Origin of the sequence: Aliiroseovarius sp. S2029 (genome assembly GCF_023195575.1) — a bacterium.
Classification (GTDB): Bacteria; Pseudomonadota; Alphaproteobacteria; order Rhodobacterales; family Rhodobacteraceae; genus Aliiroseovarius; species Aliiroseovarius zhejiangensis.
Genome location: NZ_JALPQE010000005.1, coordinates 369,471 through 377,961, shown reverse-complemented (window position 1 = coordinate 377,961; position 8,491 = coordinate 369,471). Strand labels below are relative to the sequence as shown.

The following is an 8,491-nucleotide window of genomic DNA, read 5'->3' as shown; positions in this document are numbered from 1 at the left end:
CTTCCTGGTCAATCCGGCGGTGTTCAACGGCTGAGCCCTGTTCGGGCGTGTTGCATCAACACCCGCCCTGACAGAACTGACTTAACTGACAAAACCGGGCGCGATGCCCGCCAGAACGGGGTTCTGTCGGTTTTGTCGGTTTCGTCAGGGGGGGCATGGGAAACGAATACGATTGCGTGAAAACGACTTAGTTCACCGAACCTGACAATCCTTTATGTCAGAACTTTGCAACAATATCTGCTCGTCAAAGACAGTCAAATCCTAATCGCTCTCGTCATCATCTTCGGCGAACATATCCAACTGGTCCCCGGCCACCACAGCTTTGCCCGGGGCCTTACGTTCCCCGGGCGTGGGCGTCGGCAGATCGGCTGCAACGAAGCAGGGACCGGCCACGACCTTGTCGAGCGCCATTTCAAGCTCCGGCTCCATGGCAAGTGTCGCTTCCAGCACCCAGAGCAGTTCCAGCAATTCATCACTCATCCGCGCGGTCCAGCGTTCGGGGCGGATATCATCAAGGGGCGAGGATTTCTTGCCCGCCCGCTTCTTCATCCGGTAGCCCAGCCACGACTGCACGACCTTCAGCCCCGATACCTCGAACTCCCAGACCTCGGGCGATACCGGGCCGAATCGCCCGCCACCGACAGCAATCTCGCGTGTGGCCTCGTTATAGGCGTATTTGACCGGATAGTGCGCCGGATCGGCGGACACGCCCTTGATCGTCGTGGCCTTGCCCTGCGGCACCTCGTCGCCGCGATCCTTGTCCCGGAATCGTTCGGCATAGGTATGCAGCCAAATCAGCTTGCGTCCTAGTTTCGCGGTCTCGGCAAAGGTCTTGCCATCCTTGGTCAGCGGGACGCGCGGGCCGGGGGTTTCAAGCTCATTCCAGAAACGCCGGGTATAGGATTGCCCGCCCAGCAGAGCATAGACATAGGCCGCAAGGTCTTCGGCATCCGGCGTGGTGCCGTATTCCGCGCCAAGGGCATCGAGCAGACCGGCGGTCACGTTCGGTTCGGTTCCGGCGGCGTCCCGGTAGAGGGGGATCACGTCCTTGCCGCCGAACGAGCCCCGGAAATAGTGTTGGTCGGGAATATCCGCAGAGACTGAGCAGATTGCGCCGTGACCGCAAATCAAGGTATCGGGGCAAACCAAGAAGGTCTGTTTCTCCCCATCGAGCCGACCGAGGGATGGGCGAATAAAGTCACCCACCCGGAAATCATAGAACGCGAAGTGTCGGTCAAACGAGCGATAGCCGTAGCGGACCGTATTGGGCTGCGGGGTCGCTGGTGTCAGGTCGCGGATGGGCATTTCGCCGTGCCCGGAAAGATCGGGTTGAGTCACGATGTGGCCGATCTTTCTGTCGCGCGATTCCTTAAAAAGGGCTTTTCGGTCCTGCGCCTTCGTGTTGCGCAATCGTTCCCAACGCGCACCAAGAACGGATTCCGTTTCGCCTATGGGCCAGCTTCGATAGAAGACGGCTCCGGCTGTGTGGTAGGGGAAAAGGTCGATAGTGCGCGGCCAATCGAAATATGCACCTTTTCCGAGCGGCATAAACGGGGCTTGCCATTCGTCGGAGCAGTCATGCCAATCGAATTTGCTCAGGTCAGCCTTCCCAGCGAGAATGGCTAGTTTCGCGTCTCGGCTATCCGCTTCAATTTTGGCATATCGCACCTTGGCAGGTTTATCCGGGTTCTGCTTGGTTCCCCTAACGCCCATCGCAATCGCAACCGGGATCTGAATGGCGAATACATTTGGCGTCTTGCGCGCACCGAGATTGTCGCCGCCAAGGTCGAGAATCCACAGTTCATCGAAGCTGCGGCGCATCATTTCCCGAACGCCGACAAACCCCGGCCCGACTAGATAGCTCGACGCTGTAATGAAGCTGATGATGCCGCCGCATTTCTGCGTCTCAAACATTCGCCAAAGCGCCCAGCGCCAGAAATAGACATAATCGTTAAAGATCACTTGCAGGTTCAAACCCTTTCCCGCGTCTCTGGCGGGCTTCAAGAAATCCTCAAAGATCGGGCGTTCACCCTGTTCTTCTTGTTTCGCGCCGCCTTCGATCTGGTCGCCAAACCGGACCCAACCGCCCTTGTTCGCCTTAGTCCCGTCCTCGTTGCGCCGTTCTCTGTCATAGGGCGGGTTGCCCAGACACACGAGAACATCCCCGCCCTGCTTCACCTTGCGCGCGGCCTCGTGTTCCTGGGTCAACGCGCGATAGGTCAGCGTCAGTCCGCCGGGTGGTGCCGCATTCGGGCTTTCCAGCGTGTCGGCCAGGTAGATGTTCAGCCGTTTGTCCAGCTTTTCCTCGGGTTCGCCCGCCGCCGCCTTGGCGTCGTTCATCGCGCCTTCCAGCGCCTGTGTCAGCCGCAGGTGGGCAACAGCGTAGGGGCCAACCAGCACCTCGAACCCGTGCATATTCTCGGCCATTTGGCGCGCGCGGGCGGGCACCGCGCCGGGGCCGGACCGCTTGCGCACCTTTTCCAGCCCGTGTTTCACCGCCGCAACGGGATAGGTGCCGGTGCCCACCGCCGGGTCGAGGAACACCACGCCATCGTCGGCAAAGCCCAGCTTCTTGCCGAACCGCTTTTCCAGCAGCTCCGAGGCCAACCGAACCTGCAATTCCACAACTTCGCGCGGAGTATAGTAGACGCCATAATCCTTGCGCAGTTTCGGGTCATAGGCGGCAAGGAAGTCCTCATAGAAATACAGCCAGAGATCGGGCTTCGATTTCAGGAAGTCGTGCGGGTTTAGCGCTTCTAGCGAGCGCTGCAACATCTCGAAACCGACAACCAGTTCCTTGCGTGCATCGGGCTGCCCAAGCAGTTCGAGGGTCCGGGCCAGCAAGCCGTTGTTTGCGTCGAGCGTCTTGGCCGCATCTGTCGGGTCGAGCTTATTCGCGCCGGACAGGCGTGCCAACATCATCGCGTAAGTCACGGTCTGGGCATAAGCGTCCGCGAATTTGGCATCGTCGGAATCAGGAAAGAAGAACTGCCGCCATTCATTGGCAAGTAGGCCAACGGCGGAGCCTCTCTGTCCGAGTGCATTCTCGACCTCAGACCGCAGAAAGCGGCTCAGTGGAGCGAGGTAATTGGCAAGACCGGACGGGGTATGCGGCACATTTGGCTGCCATCCCAGAAAGTCGCGGAATATGCGTTCGAGCCCTTCGGCATCGTCCTTGGTTGCCGCTGCCGTGCCCTTTTCGGTTGGGTCGTCATGTAGGCGGACGATGGGCTGGCCGTCTGGGCGTTCGCCGGATCGGTAAAGAGACCATTCGCGGCCATCGGTATAGATCAGATTCGGCAGCCCTTTCAGTTTCTGCCATTGCTCTTTGTTGTGCTTGCCTTTCAGCTTTGGCGCGTCGGCCCCGAGACCAGGCGCTTTCAATTCGATATAGCCGCAAATCAGACCGCCGACATAGATCGCAATGTCTGGGCGGACCTTGTGTTCAGATAGGTGCGTTTCGGTCCGAGTCTCGACGGTCAGCCCATATTTCGCGCCAGTATCAACAAAAAGCTTGGCGACCTCGGGTTTCAACTGATCTTCAGGCGAGGCAGCGCCGGGAAGTGCGCACTTCGCCCTCAACTTACTCGCGAACAATTCAAGATCAGACAGTTCCATCCGCGCCTCATAACATCATTTTTCTCTAGTGATATTGATAGTTTGCCTTTAGGGGAAGGTTAATCTCTAGTTCGGGTCTCGAAATCTGACTAGTTGCCGAATTCGAGATTCGGCCTTCCTTTTATCGGCACTTGACCCTTCGAGTGAACGGTCGCAACGGCAGGCCGTGCCTGTAGATTTCGAAACGCCAGCACAATTGACTTCCCTAGATGAAGCAAAACGGTTTCTTGCCGTTTAGATCTTCAACTTTGATAGCCGCCCGAGGAAAATCCTAACATCAAATGACAATTGCCGTTGGGGGATATATTGGGGGATGCGCTTCAGGCTCAGCAAAACAATCTATAAGTATCAATATCTTATAAGAATAAGTGGCGGACAGGAAGGGATTCGAACCCTCGAGACGGTTTCCCGCCTACGCACTTTCCAGGCGCGCGCCTTCGACCACTCGGCCACCTGTCCGAGGGCGTTGCTACAGCAAAAACCCAAGCGGGTTCAAGCGGTCATTGTGTTTTTCCGCGTGGATTGTCGTACCACGGCCCGGGCAGGGCTGTATGGCGAAGGCGTTGGCGGATTTGGCTCGGATCAGTCCGCCAGGTGGATGCTGAATCGCCGGTTCAGACGGCTTTTCTTTTCGACCTTGCCGAACCGCACCGGCCCGATCTCGGACGTGCGGCGCACATGGGTGCCACCGCAGGGTTGCAGGTCAGTCTGTTCCTCAGCCGTGCCGATCCGCACCAGACGCACCCGCCCTGCCCCTTTCGGAGGTTGAACGGACATGGTTTTCACCAGACCGGGATTAGCGTCCAGTTCGGCTTCGGTGATCCAACGCTCGCTGACCTCAAGATCGCGGGCGATCAGCGCGTTCAGCGCGTCTTCCAGCACCTGCTTGTCGGCGGGGGGCGTCTCCATCGCGAAATCCAGGCGCGATTTCTCGGCCCCGATCTGGCCACCGGTCACGGGCAAGGGAATGACCACGGACAGCAAATGCAAGGCCGTGTGCATCCGCATGTGACGCAGGCGCAGTTCCCAGTCGAGCGATTGCATGACCTGCGTGCCCACAGGGGGCAGGTCCGCACCGTCTTGCGGAACAAGCGCAATGTCTTCGCCGTCACCTTTCAACGTGTCGACCACCTCCATCGCCCCGCCCTCCCAGCGCAGGTTGCCGCGATCCCCCGGCTGCCCGCCGCCGTTCGGATAGAACAGCGACCGGTCCAGAACCACACCGCGCGCCGCGTGCGCAACGACACGGGCCGGGGCCTGCCGCAGATAAGCGTCCTGACGAAACAGGGCCTCAGTCATCGCCGTCCTCGCCGGACAGATCATCCATGTCTTCGCTGGTCAGCATTTCGGTGGATGCGGCGGGCTTTGCCGCCTCGGGTCTGGGGGCGGCTTCCGTGTCCTTGGCCTCGGCCGGTTTGGCCGGGGCGGCGCCGGTCAGCGTCTCGGGATTGCGCAGCCAGATGTCGCGTTGTGCAAACGGAATCTCGATCCCTTCTTCGACGAAGCGGTGGGCGATTTCGTGGTTGATCTCACTCTTCACGCTCAGCATGAAATTGACATCGCTCAGGATCGCACGGATTTCGAAATTCAGGCTGTCGGCGCCAAAGCCCTGAAACACCACGGACGGGGGCGGGTCCACCGTGACCATCGGATGGTTTTCGGCAATTTCGCGCAAAATTGCTTCGATGCGCCGCGTGTCGGACCCATAAGCCACACCGACCGGAATGATCACCCGCCCGATCGAATTGCCGCGCGTAAAGTTCGTCACCACCCCTGACACAAGGTCACTGTTGGGCAGGATCACGTCGGTCCGGTCGAAGGTTTCGATCCGGGTCGCGCGCACGGAAATGTCGCGCACATAGCCCATCTGTCCGCCGACCTCGATCCAGTCACCTTCCGTGATCGGGCGTTCGATCAGCAGGATGATGCCCGACACGAAGTTGGACACGATGGTCTGAAGGCCGAACCCGATGCCGACCGACAGGGCACCGGCGATGATCGCGATCGAGCTAAGGTCGATGCCCGCAGTGGTGATGGCGATCACCGCGGCCAGGAAAATCCCGAGATACCCAACGCCGACCGCGATGGCGTTTTGTCCGCCCTTGTCCAGCCGCGTTTTCGGCAGGATCGAACTGCGCAGGGCCGATTGCATTGCCCGCGTGGCCACATAACCAATGCCGAATATCAGTGCGAAGACCATGAACGTGCGCGGTGTCACCCGCGCCTCGCCCAGTTGGAACCCTTGCTGGAAGGTGGCCCAGAGCTCTGACAACTCGGTCGGCCGCACCCCCCAGATCAGCGCCAGGATCGGCAGCGACAACAGCACCAGCACCGAAGTCATCAGCACCGGCAGAAGGGCCTGATCGGCCTCGGTTTCGTCGATCTTGCGCACGGTGCCATAGAGGCTGATCAGGAACACATGCACCAATGCCAGCACCGAAATCATGCCCATGGTCAGAACCATCGGAAACAGCAGCGATGTGGCCAGCGTCGTATAGCCGATGGCCGCCAGCACCGGGGTGACGATCCCCACCAGCGCACAGGCGCGTCCCATCAGCAGAACCGCACGCTCCCGGAAGGTTCGGCTGTCCCCTTCCGATTGCAGCTTGATGTGATTGTTCAGGGTCCGGCCCATCCGCATCAGCAGGTATCCGGTGGCAAGGATGACGGGGAAGGCCAGCACCGAAAACGTGCCAGCGGAATAGCCTTCTTGCGCCGAGAGGTTGGTCAGGATGGGCCAGAAGCCCAGAAGCATCCCCAGAAGTGCCACGTTGATACGCGCCTCTGTGCGCAGCGCGGCGCGCGGCATGTCGATCAAAGGTGCGCCGCCGCCTTCCGTGGCAAACAGGCGGGTGCCGATCCAGAGGCTGCTGAACAGGCTGAACCCGAACCAGGGCAGCACATCCGCAATTACCTGCCCACGCAGGCCCAGAACGCCCGCAAGGTTCAGCGCCACCATCAGGACAAATATCCCGACCATCGGCGCAAGCACCTGACCGATCGAGACGATGAAGCCGATCACACCTCGCGCCGATCCACGCCGCCGGGCGCGCGCCATGTCGCCAAGCTGCATGATCCAGACCCGACTGCGCACCAGAAGCAGGATGGCAATCACCAGAAACAGCAAGGTCAGCGGCAGATCCGACCGAAGGTCCTGCCGTTGCGCATCGCTGCCCCAGCTTTCGCGTATCTCGGAGACGGCAAGGCCAAGGGTTGTTTTCAGATCGTTATATGCCTGTGGCCAAAGCGCCGGATTGATCGGGCTTGGACCCAGCGCCAGCATCTGATCGGTCTGCCGCGACCGCATCAGCGCATCAATCTCGCGGATCAGCACATCCGCACGCGAATGGGCTTCTTCCGCCTCCTGCACCGGCAAGCGCGCGGCGTTCAGCTTGGTCGTCAACTCGCTGCGTCTTTGGGTCAGGACCGCTGGTTCCGATCCGGGGGTTTCCGGTTCCGGTCCCAGGGTCGACAATTGCGTCTTCAGCGTGTCGATGCGGAGCGAGTTTTCCTTCTGCGCATCGCTGAACAGGTTGCGCCAGTCGGTCAGTTCCTGCCGCAGATCATCCAGAACCTTGTCCGAGACGCGGTCTTGCTCGATGGCCTGTTCGGCACGGTCCGCGACTCGATCCCATGCTGCGTAATCCGGGGATCCGTCATCGCGAACCACATAGGCCGGGGGGCGCTCGGCCTCCGGCTCGGCCCCGTCCTGAGCCAGCACCCCAAACGCGGTGACAATCAGCAGAAAGGCCGCCAATACGGCCGTCAGAAGGCGGGTCATTCGACCTCCTCAAACACCTCGGGCAGCAACACGGGGCCACGATCCAGCCAACCCGGCACCGGCAGTTCCTTTTCCCGCAGGAAATCGGGGTTGAACAGTTTCGACTGATAGCGGGTGCCATAGTCGCACAGGATGGTGACAATCGTATGCCCCGGCCCCATCTCTTTCGCCATGCGGATGGCGCCGGCCACGTTGATCCCGGATGACCCGCCAAGGCACAGCCCCTCGTCCTGCAACAGGTCAAAGACGATGGGCAGCGCCTCTTCGTCGGGCACCTGCCAGGCCATGTCGGGGGTGAACCCTTCAAGGTTCCTGGTGATCCGCACCTGCCCGATCCCCTCGGCGATCGAACTGCCCTCCATCGCGATCTCACCGGTGGTGTAATAGCTGTAAAGCCCCGCGCCCATCGGATCGGCGATGCCAATCTTGACGCCTTTGGGCTGCAAGGCCATGCCGACACCCGCCAGCGTGCCGCCTGATCCGACCGCGCAGACGAATCCGTCCACCTTGCCGTCGGTTTGTTGCCAGATTTCGGGACCGGTCGTTTCAATATGCGCGTCGCGGTTGGCGGTATTGTCGAACTGATTGGCCCAGATCACGCCATTGGGTTCAGTCGCGGCCAGTTTTTCCGCAAGACGACGCGAGTAATGCACGAAGTTGTTCGGGTTGCGATAGGGGGCGGCGGGCACCTGCACCAGTTCGGCACCAGCCAGCCTGAGCATATCCTTCTTTTCCTCGGACTGGGTTTCGGGAATGACAATCACTGTCTTGAACCCCATCGAGGCACCGACCAGCGCCAGGCCGATGCCTGTGTTGCCTGCCGTGCCTTCGACAATCGTGCCGCCCGGCTTCAATTCGCCCCGCGCAACCGCATCCTTGATGATATAAAGCGCCGCGCGGTCCTTGACCGACTGACCGGGGTTCATGAACTCGGCTTTGCCCAGAATCTCGCAGCCCGTTTCCTCGGACGCTTTTTTCAGACGAATCAACGGCGTGTTGCCGACGGTCGCTTCCAGGTCCTGCTTGATATCCATTCTCTGCCCCATGTGTCGCGTTTCCCTACAATCTGTAGGGGTTGGCAGATTGGGGTTC

5 protein-coding genes and 1 tRNA gene are annotated in these 8,491 nt (G+C 60.2%); 1 reads left to right on the top strand and 5 read right to left on the bottom strand.

Going from position 1 to position 8,491, the window contains the following annotated elements:
• On the top strand, positions 1–180 hold a 180-nt coding region (locus MUY21_RS12805; RefSeq protein WP_248410728.1), incomplete at its 5' end, for a hypothetical protein.
• Positions 181–261: 81 nt separating this feature from the next.
• Here MUY21_RS12805 and MUY21_RS12800 read toward each other — a convergent pair.
• The 5 genes from MUY21_RS12800 to MUY21_RS12780 all read right to left on the bottom strand — a co-directional run bounded on the left by MUY21_RS12800 (position 262) and on the right by MUY21_RS12780 (position 8,433).
• Positions 262–3,618, bottom strand: coding sequence for a type ISP restriction/modification enzyme (locus MUY21_RS12800; RefSeq protein ID WP_248410727.1), 3,357 nt, complete (start codon positions 3,616–3,618; stop codon positions 262–264).
• Between the two features lie 369 nt (positions 3,619–3,987).
• Positions 3,988–4,077, bottom strand: a tRNA-Ser gene (locus tag MUY21_RS12795).
• 123 nt (positions 4,078–4,200) lie between these two features.
• A complete protein-coding gene (locus tag MUY21_RS12790) occupies positions 4,201–4,917 on the bottom strand; it encodes an alanyl-tRNA editing protein (protein WP_248410726.1) in 717 nt (238 codons plus the stop codon).
• Positions 4,910–7,399, bottom strand: a complete 2,490-nt coding sequence (locus MUY21_RS12785) for a DUF3772 domain-containing protein (RefSeq protein ID WP_248410725.1) — start codon at positions 7,397–7,399, stop codon at positions 4,910–4,912. The genes MUY21_RS12790 and MUY21_RS12785 overlap by 8 nt, the downstream gene beginning before the upstream one ends.
• A complete protein-coding gene (locus MUY21_RS12780) occupies positions 7,396–8,433 on the bottom strand; it encodes a cysteine synthase A (RefSeq protein ID WP_248410724.1) in 1,038 nt (345 codons plus the stop codon). Before MUY21_RS12780 ends, MUY21_RS12785 begins: the two co-directional genes overlap by 4 nt.
• Between the last annotated feature and the right edge of the window lie 58 nt (positions 8,434–8,491).